Origin of the sequence: Beggiatoa leptomitoformis, assembly GCF_001305575.3 — a bacterium.
In the GTDB taxonomy this organism is placed as follows: Bacteria; Pseudomonadota; Gammaproteobacteria; order Beggiatoales; family Beggiatoaceae; genus Beggiatoa; species Beggiatoa leptomitoformis.
On record NZ_CP012373.2, the window covers coordinates 3,622,467 to 3,642,466 of the forward strand.

Here is a 20,000-nt window from a genome sequence, read left to right on the forward strand (position 1 = left end):
TGGAGGCGGAAGAATATGCGGTATTTTTTCTCCCATTTAAATACACGCCTGTTAGTTCTTGTTTTGATTGCATTGATACCCGCATTGGCATTATTAACCTATGATACGGTTAAAAGGAAACAATCGTTGTATGCCATGATGGAACGAGAGGCGATTTCTATTGCGCGTTCTGTTGCACACACGCAACAAGTGACGGTTGAAAAATCTTTAGAGTTATTAGGTTTTTTAGCCTCTCTTCCGCAAATGAATTTAGAGTGCGAAACCATCTGGCGGAAAATAGCGGTTTATACTAATAGAGCTTATGATAATTTAGGATTGATTCAACCAAATGGCGATATTTTATGTAGTTCTCATGAGTTAAAAAAATCTACTAATAATGTTAGCGCGGGATTGGTTTTCCAAAAAGTCAAAAAAACACTGCAATTAAGTAGTTCTTATCAAATCAGCATAATATCTCATACTCCTATTTTTTTAATAATAACCCCTATTTTTGCAGACACCCGAGAAATTAGTATGATGACCTACGTTTCTCTGCGTTTACAAACCTTGTATGACCATGCAAAGCGATTTGATTTTCCAATAAATGCGGCATTTACAATAGTTGATAAAAATGGCGTTGTTTTGTTTCATAATTTGGATGAAAAAAAATGGGTAGGTAAGACCTATCCACTCGCAACAACCAACGTAAATACGGTTTTTAGTGAAGATGATGGAATAGAGCGGTTATATGGCGTTGCACCGTTATTGGATACAGATAATGCGATTGGTGCATACATTTTTATCGGTTTGCCTACAGAGCTTATTTTTAATGAATTAAATAAACAGTTTATTAATAATTTGTTATTAATAGGCTTGGTTGTTATTACGATTCTCTTAATTGCCCATTGGGGCGGAAAATGGTTAGTTGTCCGTCCTGTGCAAACCTTACTGGCGTTTACAGAACAATTAGCACAAGGCAATCTGACCGCCCGCAGTGGTGTTACACAAGCAGTTGGTGAACTGAGCCAATTAGCAATTGCCCTAGATAAAATGGCAGACGCACTACAAAAACGAGATAACGCTATCCGTCAAAGTGAAATACGATTTCGTCAATTAGTACGAAACAGCCCTGTCGTCATCTATAGCAGTACACCCACTAAAAACTTTGATACCCCTTATATTAGTGAAAATATTAAAGAACATCTTGGTTATACCCCTGAAGAAGCCAGCCAGCCTAATTTTTGGTTAGCGTGCGTACATCCAACAGATAAAGAAAAAATAGTGAGTGCGTTAGACCAATTATTTACAACAGGTCGCCATCGTTTTGAATATCGTTGCCTACATCACGATGGGCATTATATTTGGCTACGACAAGAAATGAAGCTCACCTATGATGACGCAGGCAACCCTAGTGATTTAGTAGGTCATTTATATGATATTACAAAAGAAAAATCCGCACTGTTAGAACTAGAGCAATTTTTTAACATGCCCTCAGAGCTATTTCTCGTCAGTAATAGAGAAGGGTATTTTCTGCATTTAAATCCTGCATGGACAACGACATTAGGCTATAGCATTGAGGAATTACAAACACAGCATTTTAGCTATTTTATCCATCCTGATGATTTACCAACCGCACAAACGACGGCAAATACCCTAGACACGACAAATATTCCCATGGTTAGCATAGAAAATCGTTATCGCTGTAAAGATGGTAACTATAAATGGCTCTCATGGAATGCAATACCTGCTTTAGAAGACGGCTATTTTTATGCCATTGCGCGCGATGTTACCACTCGTAAACAAGTAGAAGAACAACTGCGGCATCAAAAAGAAATGCTGGATATTATTCTAATAAATATCAGTGACTCTTTAATCTTTGCGACACGCCAAGGGGATGTACTACTTGCCAACACAGAAGCTAAAAAGCTATTTGGTGATGTTAAAGAAAGTTTATTTACTAATGACATACAAAAACATGGTTTATATCACAGCGACCAAACAAGCCTCTTAACGACCGAAGAAATGCCACTGACGCGCACATTATGCGGAGAAACACTGAATAATGTAGAATTATTTATTTATAACCAACAAGTTCCTAACGGTATTTGGCTGATGGTTAGTGGCAGACCGATTTATGACGAAACAGGACAAGTTTATGCGGGGGTGGTCATTGGGCGCGATATTACAACGCGCAAACAAACAGAACAAGCTCTGCGTAATAGTGAAGAACGGCTGCGGGCAATTTTAGAAAATAGCTTAGAAGTCGTTAGTTTAGCTGATGTAGATACTAACGTGGAATATATCAGCTCCGCGATTACAACCGTATTAGGCTACACCCCAGAAGAATTTATTGGCAAAGCTACCTTTGATTTAATTCACCCTGATGATACCCCCGTCGCCTTAGCCTCTATGCGACAATTACTTGAAAATCCAGATAAAATTGTTACTCAGCAACTGCGCGTTCTTCATAAAAATGGAGAATGGCGATGGATTGAAGCAAACAACAGTAACCACTTACATAACCCTGCATTACGCAACTTATTAACTAATTTTCATGATATTACTGAACGTAAAAATGCAGAATTTGCTTTACAAAAAGAACGCGAACAACTCACTAAACGGGTAGCTGAACGCACGGCTGAACTCAGCACCGCTAATGCGGAACTCGCTCGTACTTCGCGCTTAAAAGATGAATTTCTTGCTAATATGAGTCATGAACTACGTACACCTTTAAATAGCATATTAGGTTTTTCTGAAATCCTAAAAGAACAAGAAATTGGGGTTTTAAATCCAAAACAACTAAAATCAATTACCTTAATAGAAGAAAGTGGTCGACATTTACTGGCATTAATTAACGACATTTTGGATGTTTCAAAAATCAGTTCTGGTCACATGGAGTTAGAACTTAGTTACATCCGCTTAAAAGACGTATGCCAATCCAGCTTAAATTTTATCAACCAACAATCGCTCAAAAAACGACAAAAAGTCTCTTTTGAGATAGATAACCAAGAAATAAAAATTTTGGCTGATGGACGACGGCTAAAACAAATACTGGTCAATTTACTAAGTAATGCGGTGAAATTCACGCCAGAAAATGGCGAGTTAGGACTCATTATTCGCAGTGATATAGAACACCAATGCGTTTACTTAAGCGTTTGGGATACAGGGATTGGAATTGCAGAAGATGATATGCCAAAACTCTTTAAACCTTTTCAACAAATTGACAGCAGTCTAACCCGAAATTATGAAGGAACAGGGTTAGGACTAACGCTTGTGCAAGGGATGGTAGAAATGCACGGTGGTAGCATTCACATCAACAGCACACCCAATCAAGGCAGTCGCTTCACCATTCACCTCCCTTGGCGACTTAACGAAGCGAGCATTACCGCCGATTTGGTAGAAAAAACGAACAATAACAAACATGACCAATTACAACTAAATTCCGTTTTAATTATTGAAGACATGAATATCGCGGCTGACCAAGTAAAACGTTATGTCAACAACATAGGCATTGCCTCCGTGCATATTCTTTCTTTTGGTAGCAGTGCAATAGAAGTTGCACGACACCTGCAACCCGATGTCATTCTACTGGACTTAGTGCTACCAGATATGTCGGGATTAGACGTGTTACACCATCTAAAAAACACTACACAAACAGCTAAAATCCCTGTGATTATTGTCAGTATTCTTGACGAATACAAACGCGCACTTACATTAGGCGCGAGTGCTTATTTACAAAAGCCACTCACCCGCCAACGGCTACTAGACGTATTACAATCCATTTTTACCAATGCCGATTTTCAAACGGCACGCCAACAGCCTACAGTTCCTCACCAAACCGTACCCACAGAGAAACTCACCTATCAAAACGTACCTATTTTATTGGCAGAGGATAATGAATCTAATATCGACTATTTAACAGAATACCTTGTTCCAAAAGGATTTAAGCTTACAGTTGCTCGCAATGGTAGAGAAGCACTAGAACGCGCAAAAGAAGAAAAACCCAATATTATTCTGATGGATATTCAAATGCCCGTGATGGACGGACTAGAAGCGACCCGTTTAATCCGCTTGGACACACAATTATCTGATATTCCCGTTATCGCACTCACTGCCTTAGCCATGCCGGGAGACAAAGAACGCTGTTTAGCCGCTGGTGCAACAGAATATCTCAGCAAACCCGTTAGCCTTAAAACCTTAATGGAAGTTATCAATCGGTTTCTAAAATAAAAAGTTACCTAATTCGGGAGTGCTAAAAAGTAAAGATAAGACATTTTTCTGATGCACAATTATCGGAATCAGGATTAACGAAATTTACGGCATTATCAATGCTGATATTTTATATTTTTTCATAGAGATAGAAAATTAAAAGCGAGTTTAGGAATGACTATTTTATCTACCGTTTGCATTTTCATAATGCTTTCTAAAATCTAAAACGTATTGTGCAAGTTCTTGCTCATTCATCAAAATAGTTTCATCCTTCACTTTTCCCATTAATTTTCCCAACTCTTTTCCAGATAAGCCTGTAATTTCCATAAAAACTTCACCATTAATATACGACTTATAGAGTAAGTTTTTTTGGTGCTTTTCAAGCAAAGCATCATACATTGCTTTTACATGCGGAAATCTTTCATAAATCATAGGTAAAAACTTATCTTTAACATTATATCCCCCTTTTTCTTCAAATGATTCATGAGGATATTCTGTTAATCCTTCTCTATTTTTACACCACTCTAAAAATTTATTATAAGTCGGTCTTTTTTTATCTCTAACCGTTGAAGTATGATTTCTATTGTGAAATAGATAAATCGATTTATTAAAATAAGGGGACGTAGCAACATATTCAAAAATTTCTTCCAACGTATTAAACCCCTGAGAATACCTTTCAGCATCATAACCTAAGAAAGATAAACTCTCCTCAAAGTCACTACTAACAACTATATCCCCAAGATACGAATTTCCATCTCTCACAATGAGAAAAAGACCATTAAACCCAAATTTTAATCCTAACTTATGGGAAACCCTGCCAATAAGATTACCTAAATCATTATAATTAAAATATTTACAGGCAAAATCAAACACTTTTTCATTTATAAATATGAAATCAACTTGCGTTTCCTTATATAAAATGGAAAATCCTTCTGTTTTTTCCATCGGATAATCCTTAAAACGTTCAAATACATCATCATAATCTTTTTTTAATAAAACAATATCTATATCACCAAAATCCATTTTATCTTTATACGCTTTTACGACATGTCTGGTTAATGGATATAAAATACTATCTAATTCAGAAACTAACGAAAAATATTTTTCCTTAGATACTCTTTTCGCCTCTTTAAATAAATTACCACCCATAAAACAACTCCTTAAATAACTCTGTCAAAATAAATTAACTGAAATCCTAAAGTAATACTGATAAGCACGTAATAAAAGCACAAAAAACTACAAAGCCTTTTCTACTGTCCATTTCAATGTTTTCTCTGTTAAATCCCCATTTAAGGCACGACAGGTTAGTTGCAACTGTTTTTCCCCCGCAGTTTGAAAATGAAAAACGTGTGATAAATTAATTGTCATTGTGTAAATATGAAAAGGTAAATATAAACAACCATATTCACTCACACATAATTGACAATTTTCTTGGGCAGCAGGGTTTTTTGCACTAAGTTTTAATGTTTGCCCTTGTTCTGTCTGTTGTATCTGTGCGTCAATTGCGGCTAAAAAATGCGTGTCCACCTCACAATGTTGTTGATATTCCTTGCGATGAATATAAAAAAAATTGTCCCCTTGCGGTGGCGTTTCAACGAGTTTTACAGGCACTTGATAAAAACGTAATAACCAATAATAACCGGGACAAGCCGCATTAATATCATAATAAAAATCAAAAAATTGACGGCGTTGACTTTGAATACTCTGTAAAAAAACCTGTCGTTGTGCAAAATACGCCAAACGCCGCTGAATAATACCTGTTTCAGGATTTAAAAGACTATAACCTGCTAATGTTAAGTAAGCGATAGTTAATAAAGGTAAAATCCATTGATAACGAGGAGATAAGACATAAGCCAACGCGAGAAAGCCTATACATTGAAAATAGACCACATAACGCCCAATAGATAGCACAGGGTCTAAGGCTAACAAAAAACAAAAAATACCTAATATAGCTATAAAATAAGTATTTCGTTGATAAATTGCTTTAAACCATGCAAAAAGAATAAATAAGGGCAACGGATACCACAGAAAGCTGAATGCACCATGCACAGTATCATAAATTGCCAGCACCGATAATGATTGCGGAACTGTCCAAAATAACCGTAATAACCGTGCAAAATAGCCTTCTTGAACAATATATAAATCCGCAATAACTTTTGCAAAAGCACTATCTATAAACGGAAAAACCAGTGTTCCATAAGTTAGCCAATTATGCGCATAGTGCAATACAGCAAAACCGCCCGCAATAACACACAGCCCTAACCCTTTTTGCCATTGTTTTAACAAAAAGTCTCTATTTAATAAAAGATAAAAACTAAATAAACTCGCGCCCAATAACAACCCTGTAAATTTAATATTTACCAAAACAACAATATTGAGTAAAAATAAACTAAATACCGCTAATGATGCAGGATAGCAGGCAAGCATCATTAATACTAAAACATAAATAGACTGAATTGTATCAATATATCCTGTTGTTGCCTGAGAAATGTTAATAGGATTACAGGCATATAATAGCCCTATCCAAGCTGATTGTTGCGGTAAAAATTGTAATTGACGTGCTAATTTATAAACAACAATAAAACTACAAGGAATAATAAGAATACTAATTAGCCCATATCCCCAAAAATATCCCGTCCATGCGATGGCAATGGCTTGTAAAAAATTAGCAAACTTTGGATAACCTTCCGAGTAACTATCTAAATCATATAGACTATAATCAAAAACATTATGATACAGCGCCAATGGCACGGCTATATTTAAATGATAAAAGTACGCATCACCGGAGTCGTCTATACCAACTAAAAAATTAATTACTATCAATAATAAAGTAAGAATAGCCAATATTATTTGAATAGCGGGCGGAATAGCCTCTATTTCTTCAATAAAGAGGGATTGACAATTTTTATAAAAATAACCTGCTAGTAATAGGCTAATAAATAAAAATAAAGTTGGATTAACAATATGGAATACATTAAAAAAAAGATGTGTTACAAAATATAGCGGAGCAAACAGAAAAAAAAACAGTAATAAAGTTTGCAAGAGATAGCGCATTATAAATGCCTTTAAACAAAGTGTTAGGCGGATGCTGCATTGCACCAATTGAATTTTTTTAACCTGACAACCTTAAAATAATCGTTTGTCAGTCACCACAGAGAACCATACAGTAGCAATCTGGTAAGTGAATATTGCGTGAGGTGTAATATGTTGAATCAATTAAAAGATGTGTTTTCTGTGTGGTGGCAAGCGATGCTAGAAAGTCATCGGCAACGGTTGGCAATGCGTGAGTTGATGTGCTTAGACAATCAAACCTTGCGTGATTTGGGTTTACAGCGTGGTAATTTTGGTTCAGCGATGTTGTACGGGCGTTATGAAACCGCGTTACCCGAATTAATGGTTAAACCATCCGTTAAAACGCCTGATTCTCCACTGAGTTACACCTTAAAACATTCATAATATTCTTGCTTGTCACTGTATAAAGACGCGATATATCGCGTCTTTATAGTCCTAAATTCGTTTGCCTTGCGTGTCGAATTGTAACGTTTCAACATCGCCATTTTCATCTGTAATTTCCGCTGTTTGTAAAACACCATCTGGATAATAGTGATAGCGATGTGCAAACTCGATTTCACCATAAACCACTTTCTCACAAAGTATAATACGATCTTGCGTGTCATAATGCGCACGGAAAAAAGTCATTCGATTTTCCGTTGTTGTGACAGGGTTTACAAGATTCAGCGGTAAACTCATTCCTGTATAAGAGACAAAATACTCGGTTTTCACTGCGTCATTCATCGGATTAACTCACCATTTAATGTTAATTTAACTGCTATTTTGTGTGGTTATTATAATCGTGAATGACGCACATAAACAATTTTGGGTAGTTTCTATCGGTTTTCTTGAATTTTTTCAATTCTGGACATTCAGCAAATGCCAATTCAGACAAAAAAATAAAACAGGGTGGAAAAATGAATAAGACGATTTTGGTTTGTATTAATCAACGTTATCAACCAAATCAACCTTCTTGTGCAGCAAGGGGCGGAATAGCCATTGCGGAAGCATTAGAACAGGTGGTACGTGAACAGCACTTACCTTTAATTGTTGAACGTTTTTATTGTTTGGGGCAGTGTCAACATGGCGCGAATGTTAAACTCGCATCACAAGGACGATTTTTTAATCATGTGACATTAGCCGATATTCCCACCATCATTAAGTGGGCTCTGTTAGAGGAAAATCAGTAGATTTTTTTAGATTATTCAAGGCAAAAGGAATGAGTAATAAACTTAATCCTAGCGCAATTATCAAATAAGCATGTGTTAATAACCACGCTGCCCACAGGCTACCAATCCCTAAACCGCGCGGCATCGCAAAGGCAAACCAATAGTTAGGATTTTCATCTACTGCAATTATTTTAAAGGGTTTTTTAGGATTAGGTAATTGATAGGTTACCCATGTTTCACGCGCTAATTGTTGTGGTGTAATCCATTGCGGTTCACTGTCACCCTCTCCCCATAAACCCAAACGCAAGCCTGTTTCCCCTAAATAACCCGTTACCGCGATTTCTATCACGTTTTGTTGTAAGGTAAGGCTTTCACTGATAAAAGTTCCTTGTGCAACATTACCTGTTTGATTATAAGAACCCAACACATTTTCCGCCTGATATTGTCCTGCTGTTGGATAAAAACCATTTATTACAAACGGATTATTATTGGTTTGACTGCTGGTCAATAATTGAAATCCCTGCAAACTAGGCGGTAAAAATTGGCGAATCGTGGGATTAGATAATAATGTTGCCAAACGCTCTGCGGATGGATAAGGAATCTCTTTGCCTATCAGGGTATTTATATTATTCGTTTGTAAAAAGGCACGGACATTTTGGATTTGTAATAAACTGTTATCCCGTTTATGAATCAATGCAGGAATACTATTCTGTTGGATTAGCCCGCTCATATTGAAGACGGTTGCTAATAACCAGAGTGAAAAAAAGCTATAAAAGTATATAGATAGCTTCTTGCTCTCTTTTGCAGGGTGCAACAAGTAAAATGCCAGTAAATTAACTAAAATCCCAATGGCTAAAATGTCCATATAACGTGAAGCAGGCAATGCACCGCCCGCGCCGCGCGCGTATGAAATACCGGCTGCTTGCAAAATAACCCATATACCTAACGTAATAACTAACAACGTATTCATTGTTAATGGTCGACGTAACCAAAGTAAACGCAGAACCAGAAACGTAAAAGGGAAAAAGGCAAAAAAGCTGAAAAAAGGATGTGTAATTGCAGGAAAAGCCAGTGATTTTCCAAAGGTTAATAAAAATTGACTTATATCTTGTGCCTTTAAAACCGCATGATGTGCAACAGGAACTAAGAGTGCAAATTCAAGACACAAGATAATTAAACACAGCATAATTGTTGGAAAATGTTGCAGGCGTTGCGTTTTATCTGTCCAGAATAAATAGCCTTTAACACCAAGAATAGCGACAAAAATCAATAATCCTGAAGCAACATTAAAAAACGCAAAAAAACCCAATAAAGCCCCTGTCCACCATTGCCATTGATACGCTGGATGTAATATTAATCCCCACAGCGCGATAAAACTAAATAACAACATGAAATAAAAGGCGGATTGGAATCCTGCAAGGGTATTTTCCCAACCAAAAGGCAAAATCCACAACACCGTAATCCATAATAACAACAATCCATCTTGATTTTTAACCACACGGCGTAACAACAAGCCCGCGATAATCGCAACCAGCGTTGCTAATCCCGCGCTTGCAATGGCTTCAAGTAATGGTTGCCATTGCCCTTGATTGAAGGCAAATAAACTCAGTGCTAACAGGCGAGAAAAAACGATGCGATGTTCGTTATGAGGAGAAAAAAGTTGCCCAACACTAAAATGATTCTCTGACCATTTTAAAAATAAATCTGCAGCCAAAGAATCCCATTGGTCCCAATAGGGAACGGAACTACCAAATTGTTGAATTAACCAAAGCTTTGTCCCAAAAATCAATAGACCACAGGCAAGCAATTTTAACCAAAAAGCATCTTTAGTAAGCAACATCGCAATTCCGTTTTTATAACTGTGTGGACAAATAATTATACTTTTTTAGCAACAATAAATGCTTGTTTTCCAAATAATTGCCATGCAAGCGGGATTCGTAGATATAACTTAACAAAAAAATCACTTTTAGGCAGACGGCTTTTAGTCGTATAGGGCAAAAACTTGGGATAGTTCTTGATAATTTGCATATCTAAGGATTCCAAAATCTCTACTAAGCTTCTGTCACTCAACGGAACATGGTGGTCAAAAAAATCCCAATATACATCTGCTAAAAAACGGATATTGGGTTGTAAAATCAGTAAGCAGCCACCTACTTTCAATATTCGCTTGCTTTCCTCTATTGTTTCAAGAACTTGCTTTTTATCTTGTAGATGTTCAAGAAAGTTGCTCATAAAAACAATATCGGCACTATCATCATCTAGCGAGGAGATTGCCATGCAGGATTCATTAAGAATTTGGATGTTATCCGCTGCAAATTTTTTCACATCGGGATTTAAATCGATAGCTATTTTTTTGCCACATTGAATATTATTGATAAATTCACAATATCCCGCGCCAATATCTACAACAGTATCCGTTTTTTTAATAAACTTGGATAAGAAATCTTCACAAATCACTTTCCAAATACGATTTTTAGCGGGTAATTCCTCTTCTAAAAAGCGGGTAGAGTATATTTTTTGTAAGTCCATAATGGTTATGCTGTTCTGAAAGTGATGTATTTATGTCCCAAATAGCTTGTAAAAACAGGAACACAGATACCAATAAAATGGGCGATTTCCTCAATACCCTGTTCTATCCCTAACGCGGGCAAGAGGATATGGGCAAGTAATAAACTCACGACTAATGTTTGTGCCAATCCTAATAAGTTGATTAGAAAAAAATAATAGAATTGTTTCGCAGGCGAGCGACTGCCGATTTTATGGGTAAAAACAAATAATTTATTGAAAATAAAGGCAATAATAATGCCAACAAAATAAGCCAGTACAATGGCAGTGGTGTAGTTAAAAAAATAGCTAAAACCAATGCGTGAACCAAAATTTACAATAGCAGCAAACCCACCCACTGCCAAAAATTTGATGAATGTCGTTGAAAAAAAAGCTTTTTTAAGCATAGTGGCTCACGATTAACGCGCTAACTCGGCTAGTTTTTTGCCGATTTTTACGCTTTCTGAAATAGAGCGGTCTTCAGGATAGTAATAGGAAGTATCTGCCATAAAAAACCCTGCAACGTCGCTTTTCATTGCAGGTAGTTGCTCATAGAAATTGGGGGGGCAGACAACCTGCGCAAACTCATAACGTGAAACGTGATTAGCCAGTACCCAATCTGTTTGAAAAGCAGGGTTAATTTGCTTGAAATAGCCTAACACTTCATCAATAAATAATTGACTGTCTTGATGATATTTAGGATGTGTTTGTGGCATATAAAATGGCACATAAACAATGTGTGTCGCTAATTCGGGGTTGAGATTACTGTATTCAATCGCACCGGGGATTTTCATGCTCGCATCGTTGATATTCATCCAAAAATTTTCGCTCAACGGTTGCTTTAATTTAAAAATGGCACAGGCAACACCAATATTTTTAATAGCATCGATTTTCTCCCGTGTGTCGCTGGGCAAATCGGGTGCGAGGCGGGAAACATAAGGCAGGGGAATGGTAGAAATGACTTTGTCGTAGCTGCGTTCTTCACCCGCGACGAGTAGCCCGCGTACTTTACCCGCGCTGATGATGACTTTTTCAATTTGCGTATTTAATAAGATGTTCCCTTTTAATACGTTAATCTGGTTTTCTAAGGCATCCAGTAAAGTATCAGAACCGCCCGTTAAATACCCTAAACGTTCTTTGCGTAAACTTTCACGAGATAAGGCAATGCGTTTAATGCGTGTGCCTATCCATGCAGCAGACAGTGCATCTTTATATTCAAAGAATTTTAATTCAAATAAGCTATGCCATAGAACTTGATAGGCTTTTTCACCTATCCAACTTTTCAGCCAAGGGGTTGAATAGAGCTTGTCGTATTTTCCCCAATCACGAATGTTTTTGGTGTACATCACATGCAAGGCATAGCGGAACTTTGATAGCCAGCTTAAATGTGGAAAGCGTAATAAGGCAAGCGGATTGCCCCAAGGATACAATTTGCCATTGTAGAAAAATCCCATTTTTGTATTTTTCCACAAACATTTATCTGATAAGCCCAATTCATCTAAAAGGGCAAATAAAGGCGCGTCGGTTGCACAAATAAAGTGGTAATAACGTTCAATTTTCAGCCCATCAAAATTAAAGGATGCTGTCATGCCACCGATTTGTTTATCACGTTCATATAAATCAACTTGATGGCCTGCTTTGAGTAATTCGTAGGCGCACATCAAGCCCATCGGACCTGCACCAATCACGGCTATTTTCTGCGAAGACATGAGGTTATATTACCGTTTGAGAATAATGTGTTTATAGCGAGGGTCGCAAAATGTTTCTTGCATGGCATGATAAAACGGGGTTTGTTTTACACCAAACGTAACTTCAGTATCAACCCCTGTAAAGCAATCGCCTGCCGTTAGAGCCTTCAGTTGGTCAGCGGTGAACGGGGGTTTACTGCTAAACAATGCGTACACTTTTAACAAGACATAAAACAAACTATAAGGAATATGCACAATTGGCGTTTTCAATTCTTTAACTTGTTTAATTGTCTTAATAATATCAACATAATCAATATTTTGATTGCCGACTACATCATAAATAGTGCCTTGTGGTTGTTTTTCCATGCAATCAATAATCATTTTACAAAAATCTTTGTTATACAGCGGTTGGCGCATATAACGTCCATTACCCGGAATTGGGAATACAGGGACTTTTTCCATAAAACGAGATAACCAACCCAAATGTTTAGGGTCAAACCAGCCAAACATCAGCGTTGGGCGCAGGATACTATGTGGAATACCACTGTCAACGACCATTTTTTCTTGAACTTTCTTGGTGTTGGTATAGTCATCATCCGCCACAGAATTCACCACAGAAGAACTGATATGCACAATATATGGCACTTGATGCGTGCGCACGGCATTTAAGACTTTTTCAGTAGAAGTGATATTATTGCGTACAAATAACTCGTTATTTTTCCCTGTAATTTGCGCTTGTAACATCAATAAGCAGGCAGCACCCGCAAAATGTTCTGCCCACGCGCCTTCTTCGGCTAAATCTGCAAGCACTGTTTCAACATCAGGATGTAGTTCTTTAAGAATATTAAGATTATATTCGTGCTTATCTATCGCAACCAGATTGTAGTAACCCATTTCTTTGAGTTGCACAATCAGATTTTGCCCAACCAAGCCCGCTGCGCCAGTAACGACGATTTTGTCATTGAATTTCATAATACCCTTGTGCGGAAAATGTCGTTTTACATACTCGTATAACAATCGGTCTAAATAGTTATGTTGCTCAATGAGCTGTTTGGTTTTTGAATCGATTTGTTGTGCAATTCCCGTTTCGTCAGTATTCAATGCGGGTACAAAATCGGTGGAATGCCAATTGAGTTTTTGCCCAATGACGGCAACGGATTCAACAAACTTTTCAGACAGTCCCACAAACTCAAAACGGTTATGAATTCTTCTTAGCGCAACATCTAATACAGAACGGGCTTCTAAAAAATCGGTCGCATTGTAGCCTGCAATCGTGCGCGTCATGTGGTTATTGGTTTCAAACGTAATGCGTTTTTCTAAAAACGCATATAAAGACATCCCCTGTTGAATCAAAGAATGATAGGGCATGTCTGCTTCGCGTGCATGATGACTATATAAGGAAATAATCCGGTCTATTGGGTCACGTAAGAGCGTGATACAGCGAAAATTTTCAATTTCTAAGGACTTATGAATTCCAAAGGCAACATGTCCATAAATAACACGGGCGTGTTGGGCTTTTTGTTTCGCTTCTTCCAATGATTCGGGGGTTAAGGCGTAAATATAAACGCACTCTGATTCCGAATATTCTTTTTCTATAATCGCACGTAAAGAAGTTCCTGCTGTTTTGGGTAAATGCAGGAAAATAAGTTTATCATCTGGATTCATTGTATTAGTAACTTATTGTTTTTGCCAAACAGAAAAATATTCAAACTGATTATGCTTACCGTCACTCACAAAACAACAGGTTGTCGTGATGGCTAATCGGTTTAAACACGTCTGCATAAAAACTGCAAAATGCGCGGAATCCCACACGTGGGCATGTTCACGACGATTTTTAACGTTGGCAATATGGGTTTTGACACGTTCTGGCGAATCATTAAAAACAGTTGGATGAACGGCTTGAAGGAAATCAATATAGTGTTCATCCGTCACATCGGTTACTTGCTGTTGATACTCTTCCCACAAATGTTCGAATGGGGTCAAGGCGCGCGGTTTATCAAAGGTGAATAATTTATCAGGCGCGGAAATAACAACATAACCTCGCGGCTTAACCACACGAAACAATTCGGCAACCACATTAATGGGATTCGCAACATGCTCAATAACATGATTTAAAATAATAAAATCAAACCGTGCTGCTGGAAACAAACTTAAACCTTGTTTATCCAAATCACAATAATGATTCACAATAACAAATTGTTGTAATTGCTCTTTTAATTCGGGAAAACAGGCAACCAAGGTTTCACGAGAGGCAACATCAGCATATTCCACATCACACCCAACGGGCAACTGTGCAGGCTGGTTTAATGCACCAATTTCTAAGCCTTTTCCTTGCAACAAGGCATATCCCGCGCTACGGTGTTTTAAATGTGGCGGGGTTGTAGCGATTGGTTGGCTTAAAGCCCGTGCTTGGCGGTTTTCATGACACCCAAATTGCGCCCAATGTAACCAACCACCATTCGCTTTTCCCTGATAAGCAGGATGGACTGCGACATCAGGATACAGCGCGAGATAAAAAGCATTATCAAAATTATCTTCAGTCAAATTCATAACGTGTTACAACGCTTGAGCAGGAAACACGCATCATTTTAGACAACGACAAAATGATACGCGCTTTATAATGAGCGAAATTGTACAGGAATATTAAAGTAAATGAAGCGTATTCATTAAGCAACATGCAAACACTCACCGCCCCACAAACAGGCAACAGCCTTATTCATCGCCTAGACCCGCGCGTCAGAATTATCACGGCGGGCATATTTTCCCTCTGGCTGGTTTCACAACAAAAAATATTTTTATTAAGCATAGGCTTATTGCTCGCATTGGTGGGCGTATGGCTTGCACGCTTTCCGCTTCGCTCGGTATTAAAGCGTTTATTACCCTTGAATTTTTTTATCGTTCTCTTGTGGTTAATTCTACCACTCACAGAAATAGGTCAACCCATTTTATTTATCGGTATTTCTTTGAGTCTTAACGGCTTAGAACATGCGTTGCATATCACGCTTGCTATGAATGCTATTGGCTTAACCCTTATGGTATTACTCACTAGCATGGATATTGTCACGCTCGGACACGCACTTTATGCCCTGTCTGTGCCTGAAAAATTAATTCACTTATTTTTATTTACCGTGCGATATTTAAGCGTGTTATACAATACTTATCAACAACTCACGCAAGCAATGTGTGTACGCGGGTTTCGCTTACAAATGACATGGCACTGTTATCGTAGTATGGGTTATTTATTGGGTATGTTACTGATTCGTAGCGTAGAACGGGCAAAACGGATAGAAATGGCGATGAAATGTCGCGGATTTCAAGGGCGTTTTTACTGTTTCCACCGTTTTCATTTACAGGCAATAGACCATCGTTTTATGCTCATTTTCTATTCATTTCTACTCTTTCTCGCCTCTTTCGCATGAATACACCCCTACTTGAATTACGCGCTGTTGATTATGCCTATCGTGCAGAACATCCTATTTTACAAAATGTTAATCTATGTTTATCCGCTGGTGAACGGCTCGCACTGACAGGCGCAAATGGCAGCGGTAAAACCACCTTACTACATCTTATCGTGGGTTTATGCAAACCCACACGCGGGCAAATTATCGCTTTTGGCAAGCTACGCCAAACAGAAGCCGATTTTTGGGAAGTACGGATTAAAGCGGGGCTTGTGTTTCAGGATGCGGACGACCAGTTATTTTGTCCAACCGTTGCCGAAGATATTGCTTTTGGATTATTTAATTTAGGAAAAACAACGCACGAAGTAGAACGTATTACCCAAGAAACATTAGATATATTAGGAATCAGCGATTATGCTGGGCGGATTACGCATCATTTATCAGGGGGAGAAAAACGCCTTGTTGCATTAGCGACCGTTTTAGCCATGCAACCCGATATTTTATTGCTAGACGAACCAACAACAGGGCTAGATGAGCAAGCACAAGCGCGTGTTGTACAAATTTTACAAGGGCTACCACAAGCAATGCTGATTGTGTCGCATGACCGTGATTTTTTACAACAATTAACGGGAAATGTGATGCGAATTAATCCTTGTTCAACATAGGATTTTTAGAATTGACCGTGTTTTTTAACCCTTTTTAATTCTGTTAATTCAGAAAACACTGATTTAGGCAGGCTTTCATCATAGGTTCTATTTTATGTCATTATTTCGTAAAAAAGTTATTGAAAAACATATTTTACATCAAGCAATTCCTGATGCACATTATGCCCATTTAAGCCGTTGGCAAGCCTTAATTGAAAATGGTGATTTGTATCAGCAAACCGAAATCGCCTTACAAGGCATTTTTATGCAAAATATTATGGTTGATGTGTTGGGGTATGTCCCTTTTGGACAAGAAGCTATTTTTAATATTGCCCGAGAATATCCCATTGCACGCGGAAAAGTTGATTTAGCCTTAGGTGTATTTAGTAATGATAATAAAAATAAACAATTACAAGCTGTTTTTGAGTTAAAAGGCGCGAAAACGAAAAATTTAGATGCCATTATGAGCGGGCGACATATTTCACCTGTGCAACAAGCATGGAATTATGCGCGGGATGCACGCGGTTGTCAGTGGGTTCTCGTGTCTAATTATTTGGAAATCCGCTTGTATGCAGTTGGTGAAACGTCGCTAGTGTATGAACAGTTTGATTTGGCAAAATTAACTGACCCCACTGAATATGCTCGCTTTATTCTTTGTTTACACGCTTCAAATTTGCTTACGGGTAACACGCTGTCATTGTTAGAACAAAGTCGCCAAGCAGATAAAGACATCACCGCCCAACTTTATAACGATTATCGTGGCTTGCGGGAAAATTTATTAGCACAACTGATTGAAGATAATCCTAATTATTCGCCTTCGGAATTAATTTCGCCCGCGCAGAAATTGCTAGACCGCATTTTGTTTGTTGCTTTTGCTGAGGATAATGCTTTATTGCCTGCTAATAGTTTAGAGCAAGCCTATAAATATAAAAACATTTACAATAAATGCCCTATTTTTGATAATTTCAAAGGCTTATTTAACGCTATCAATAAGGGTAACGATGAATTAAAAATTTTCGCGTACAACGGCGGATTGTTTGCCAGCGATAAACTTATCGATAAATTGCAAGTTTCAGATAATTTATGTCAACAATTTTGTGAGCTTGCGAAATATGATTTTAATTCTGAAATTCCTGTAACCATTTTAGGACATATTTTTGAACAATCGATTACTGACCTTGAGGAAATTCATCGTCAGGTTGCGAGTGGCGAGGCGTTTAATGTTGCTAAAAATGCGCACGCAGTCAGTGGGAAACGTAAGCAACATGGCATTGTTTACACGCCCGACCATATTACTGCATTTATTGTTGAGCAGACTTTAGGCGATTATTTACAACAATGCTTTACAACATGTTTACCAGGTTATGGGACTTTACAAGCGGATGGTGTAGTGGAGTGGCGGAAAGGTAAACAAACAGAGTTAAAATTTTGGTATGCGTGGCAGGCGGTTTTAAAAGACATTAAAATTGTTGACCCTGCATGTGGTTCGGGGGCGTTTTTGATTGCGGCGTTTGATTTTTTACATGCGGAATATACGCGAATTAATCATAAAATTAGTGAATTAACGAATAGTTCGATTAGTGATTTGTTCGATTTGGATAAGGAAATTTTGCAAAATAATTTGAATGGCGTTGATTTGAATCCTGAATCGATTGAAATTAGTAAGTTGTCGTTGTGGTTGAAAACAGCGAAGAAAGATAAGAAGTTAGCAACCATTAATCAGCAGTTGCAAGTGGGTAATAGTTTGGGATTGAGTGAACCCGCACCTAATTCAAGTTTTTGTTGGAAAACACATTTTTCTAAGATTATGGAAAATGGTGGTTTTGATGTGGTTTTAGGTAATCCGCCGTATGTGCGGCAGGAGTTATTGAGTGATGTAAAACCGTATTTGCAGGAAAAATATAAGGTTTATCATGGTGTTGTTGATTTGTATGCGTATTTTTTTGAGTTAGGCTTTAAGTTGTTAAAACCGCAAGGAATGCTGGGTTTTATTAGTTCGGCAACGTTTTTTAAAACGAGTTCGGGAAAGCCATTACGGGAGTTTTTACAAAAAACCGCAACTTTATGTAAAGTGGTGGATTTTGGCGATTTGCAGGTTTTTGAAGGAGTAACGACATATCCCGCTATTTTGGTTTTTAAATACGCGCCCGCAACGGCTGATAGTCAAGTTAAAACTTTGGTTTTAAAAGATAAGTTGCCAGAGAATTTGAATGATACTTTTATGGAAACGCATGGCGTAATGGCGCACGCGCAATTGAGTGCGGAGAATTGGCAAATAGAAGATGTGCGTTTAAATCAGTTGCGGGCGAAATTAACACAGGGTTATCCAACGCTTAAAACGGTTTACGGCTCGCCACTTTATGGGATTAAGACGGGTTTAAATGAGGCATTTGTGATTGACCGCGCAACCCGCGACGCATTGATTAAACGAGATGCAAAATCTACCGAGTTGTTAAAACCATTTTTAGAAGGTAAAGATTTGAAAAAATGGCACGCACAACCACGAGATTTATGGTTAATTTTTACACGGCGTGGGACAGATATTGAGAAATATCCAGCGATTAAAGCGCATTTAGAGCAAAATTTAAAAAAGCTGTTAGCTCGTTCATCGTCTGGACATCATTGGCATGAAATAAGTAGCGTAATAGCTTACTATGAGAAGTTTGATATTCCTAAGATTATATGGGCTGATATATCAAAAAGTAATCAAATGTCTTTTGATAAAAATGGGTTTCATTTAGCTGATACATGTTTCTTTTTACCAGTTGGAGACATGTTTATTTTGGGTTTGCTAAATTCTTCAGTAGAGGAATATATCTTTACGGCATTGAGTACTATAGCAAGAGGAGGGTTTTATCGATATAAAACGCAATACGTTGAAACTTTACCCATTCCCCCCGCCACCGATTCCCAAAAATCCCACATTGGACAACTCGCCGAGCAATGCCAACAATTAGCCGAACAACGCTATAAATTAGAAACAAAGCTACATCGTCGTTTTGCTGATTTAGGCGTGCAGAAGGTCAACCAAAAACTAGAACAATGGTGGTTATTAGACTTTCAAGCCTTTCAAGCAGAGCTAAAAAAATCGTATAAAACTGAAATCAGTTTAAAACAACGTGATGATTGGGAAAGTTATTTAGACGATGCTCGCGAACAACATACGGCGTTTAACAAACAGATTAAGCAGTTAGAAACGGAAATAAATATAGCCGTTTACGCGCTGTTTAATTTAACAGAGGAAGAAATAAGGTTGATAGAAGGCTAAGGAAATTAGTCGTCATTTAGTTCAACGCAAAGTTTTTAATTTGAGATAAT

15 protein-coding genes are annotated in these 20,000 nt (G+C 37.8%); 6 read left to right on the forward strand and 9 right to left on the reverse strand.

Annotated features, from left to right (window positions below; all coding sequences use genetic code 11):
* Window positions 1–15: 15 nt before the first annotated feature.
* Window positions 16–4,209 (forward strand): PAS domain S-box protein, encoded by a 4,194-nt coding sequence (locus AL038_RS15355; RefSeq protein ID WP_062154283.1) that lies wholly within the window; start codon window positions 16–18, stop codon window positions 4,207–4,209.
* 162 nt (window positions 4,210–4,371) lie between these two features.
* Here AL038_RS15355 and AL038_RS15360 read toward each other — a convergent pair whose 3' ends face one another.
* Together AL038_RS15360 and AL038_RS15365 are read right to left on the reverse strand one after the other, a co-directional pair.
* A complete protein-coding gene (locus tag AL038_RS15360) occupies window positions 4,372–5,337 on the reverse strand; it encodes a hypothetical protein (protein WP_101539160.1) in 966 nt (321 codons plus the stop codon).
* An 87-nt stretch (window positions 5,338–5,424) separates the two neighbouring features.
* Window positions 5,425–7,242 (reverse strand): hypothetical protein, encoded by a 1,818-nt coding sequence (locus AL038_RS15365; protein ID WP_062154289.1) that lies wholly within the window; start codon window positions 7,240–7,242, stop codon window positions 5,425–5,427.
* A 150-nt stretch (window positions 7,243–7,392) separates the two neighbouring features.
* Here AL038_RS15365 and AL038_RS15370 point away from each other — a divergent pair, with 150 nt between their 5' ends.
* Entirely contained in the window at window positions 7,393–7,644 is a 252-nt protein-coding gene (locus AL038_RS15370) for a hypothetical protein (RefSeq protein ID WP_062154291.1), read from the forward strand.
* A 51-nt stretch (window positions 7,645–7,695) separates the two neighbouring features.
* Here the strand turns inward: AL038_RS15370 and AL038_RS15375 are convergent, their stop codons facing one another.
* The gene (locus tag AL038_RS15375; RefSeq protein ID WP_062154293.1) at window positions 7,696–7,983 is read right to left on the reverse strand and encodes a DUF6156 family protein; all 288 of its coding nucleotides are present in this window, start codon (window positions 7,981–7,983) and stop codon (window positions 7,696–7,698) included.
* Between the two features lie 173 nt (window positions 7,984–8,156).
* On the opposite strand from AL038_RS15375, the gene AL038_RS15380 reads away from it, so the two are divergent.
* Window positions 8,157–8,429, forward strand: a complete 273-nt coding sequence (locus AL038_RS15380; protein WP_062154296.1) for a (2Fe-2S) ferredoxin domain-containing protein — start codon at window positions 8,157–8,159, stop codon at window positions 8,427–8,429.
* Here the strand turns inward: AL038_RS15380 and AL038_RS15385 are convergent.
* The 6 genes from AL038_RS15385 to AL038_RS15410 are packed head-to-tail and all read right to left on the reverse strand — an operon-like array spanning window position 8,398 to window position 15,190.
* Complete coding sequence (locus AL038_RS15385; RefSeq protein ID WP_062154297.1) at window positions 8,398–10,248, reverse strand: hypothetical protein; 1,851 nt, start codon at window positions 10,246–10,248, stop codon at window positions 8,398–8,400. The two genes, AL038_RS15380 and AL038_RS15385, sit on opposite strands and share 32 nt — an antisense overlap.
* A 35-nt stretch (window positions 10,249–10,283) precedes the next feature.
* Complete coding sequence (locus AL038_RS15390) at window positions 10,284–10,937, reverse strand: class I SAM-dependent methyltransferase (protein ID WP_062154299.1); 654 nt, start codon at window positions 10,935–10,937, stop codon at window positions 10,284–10,286.
* A 5-nt stretch (window positions 10,938–10,942) separates the two neighbouring features.
* Window positions 10,943–11,359, reverse strand: coding sequence for a GtrA family protein (locus tag AL038_RS15395; protein WP_062154300.1), 417 nt, complete (start codon window positions 11,357–11,359; stop codon window positions 10,943–10,945).
* Window positions 11,360–11,371: 12 nt separating this feature from the next.
* Window positions 11,372–12,661 carry an NAD(P)/FAD-dependent oxidoreductase gene (locus AL038_RS15400; RefSeq protein ID WP_062154302.1) on the reverse strand — a complete coding sequence of 430 codons (1,290 nt, stop codon included), beginning with the start codon at window positions 12,659–12,661 and terminating at the stop codon, window positions 11,372–11,374.
* Window positions 12,662–12,670: 9 nt separating this feature from the next.
* The gene (locus tag AL038_RS15405; RefSeq protein WP_083991546.1) at window positions 12,671–14,305 is read right to left on the reverse strand and encodes an NAD-dependent epimerase/dehydratase family protein; all 1,635 of its coding nucleotides are present in this window, start codon (window positions 14,303–14,305) and stop codon (window positions 12,671–12,673) included.
* 12 nt (window positions 14,306–14,317) lie between these two features.
* Window positions 14,318–15,190 carry a methyltransferase domain-containing protein gene (locus AL038_RS15410; protein WP_062154304.1) on the reverse strand — a complete coding sequence of 291 codons (873 nt, stop codon included), beginning with the start codon at window positions 15,188–15,190 and terminating at the stop codon, window positions 14,318–14,320.
* Between the two features lie 125 nt (window positions 15,191–15,315).
* Here AL038_RS15410 and cbiQ point away from each other — a divergent pair, with 125 nt between their 5' ends.
* The 3 genes from cbiQ (at window position 15,316) to AL038_RS15425 (ending at window position 19,950) form a co-directional block, all read left to right on the forward strand.
* Entirely contained in the window at window positions 15,316–16,059 is a 744-nt protein-coding gene (gene cbiQ / locus AL038_RS15415; RefSeq protein WP_062154306.1) for a cobalt ECF transporter T component CbiQ, read from the forward strand.
* Entirely contained in the window at window positions 16,056–16,703 is a 648-nt protein-coding gene (locus AL038_RS15420; RefSeq protein ID WP_062154308.1) for an energy-coupling factor ABC transporter ATP-binding protein, read from the forward strand. Before cbiQ ends, AL038_RS15420 begins: the two co-directional genes overlap by 4 nt.
* A 94-nt stretch (window positions 16,704–16,797) precedes the next feature.
* Window positions 16,798–19,950, forward strand: coding sequence for an Eco57I restriction-modification methylase domain-containing protein (locus AL038_RS15425; RefSeq protein WP_062154310.1), 3,153 nt, complete (start codon window positions 16,798–16,800; stop codon window positions 19,948–19,950).
* Window positions 19,951–20,000: the final 50 nt, after the last annotated feature.